Below are 1,319 nucleotides of genomic sequence, written 5' to 3' on the forward strand. Positions count from 1 at the left end.
TTTGTGAGAAGGGCGGATTGGCTGCTTCATAGCCCCGGGGCGCGTTGCTCCTCGCGCTGCGGTTCCTCGGGATGTGCGACCCCCAGCGGGAGCTTGGTTCAAGGTGTCGGTTCAGTCGGGCAGCACCGCCAGCGACCAGCACCAGCCGGCCAGTTCGCGGGCGACGGCGACGTTGGCGATCACCGGCCGTTTCCTGCGCAGGTTCAGGTTGACCCAGCGGGCGTGCAGCCGCTGGTTGCCGGCGTGACCGCGGGCCCGGGCCGCGGCGGGCGCCTGGTCCCAGCGGCGCTGCAGCACCACGCCGGGCCGGTAGGTGGTGCGGTGATGCCAGGCCGCCTCGACCAGCAACCTTCGCACGTGGGTGTTGCCGGTCTTGGTGATCGCGCCCTGCACCCGGCTCTGCCCCGAGGAGTGCTCAGAGGGCACCAACCCGACATAGGCGCCGATGCTCGCCCCGGTGAACCGCTGCCAGTCACCGATCTCGACCGCGAGCGCGAACCCGGTCAGCGTCGAGATGCCGCGCAGGCACGCCAGCCGGCGCATCACCGGGGTGAACTCGCTGTCGCCGGCCAGCGCGATGATCTTGTCATCCAGGCGGGCACGCCGGGCCGTGGCCAGCACCACCGTCTCGTAGGCATCGTCGAACGCCGCCTGGGCCGGGAACGAGTCGAACCGCTGCTGGCGCAGCCACCGGTCGTGCAGCTCGGTCCACGCCCTGCCGCCGGAATAGACGATCCCGTGCCGCAGCAGCAGCTTCGACACCCGATGCCGCGCCCGCATCAGGTCCTGCCTCGATGCCTCCCGCGCCCGGACCAGATCCCGCGCGGCCTCCTCGGCCGGACCCGGTACCCGCACCGGCACGATCTCGTCCAGCCGCAACAACCGCGCCAGGCGCAACGCGTCCCGCGGGTCGGTCTTCACCCGATCACCGGACGGCCGCTGCAGCTTCGACGACGCCGCCACCTCACACCGCACCCCCGCGCCGATCAGCGCACGGGCCAGCCCGAACCCCGTCGGCCCGGACTCATACACCACCGCGCACGGCCCCGGCAGCCCGCCGACCCACCCCAGTACCTCCGCAGGCGACGGCATCAACCGCGCCTTGAACACCTCGCCGGTCTGCCCATCGATCGCCGCCGCAGCAACCGACCGTGCGTGCACATCCAGCCCAACACTCGTACGCTCAGAAAACACCGGGGCCTCCTCACACCTGTCGGAAAGGCCAAGCACGGAAACGCGCTCGGTAACCCACGATTGCGCGAGCGAGGTCCCGGCCAGCAACCCACTCCACCCGCAGAGCAGTCACTACATACGGTCTA

General features: G+C 70.8%; 1 protein-coding gene. It reads right to left on the reverse strand.

Annotated elements, in window-relative coordinates; all coding sequences use genetic code 11:
- Positions 1-111: 111 nt before the first annotated feature.
- Complete coding sequence (locus ACIBL3_RS47280; RefSeq protein WP_396360625.1) at positions 112-1,194, reverse strand: IS110 family transposase; 1,083 nt, start codon at positions 1,192-1,194, stop codon at positions 112-114.
- Positions 1,195-1,319 lie beyond the last annotated feature (125 nt).

The sequence above is a fragment of the Kribbella sp. NPDC050124 genome (genome assembly GCF_044460355.1).
GTDB lineage: Bacteria > Actinomycetota > Actinomycetes > Propionibacteriales > Kribbellaceae > Kribbella.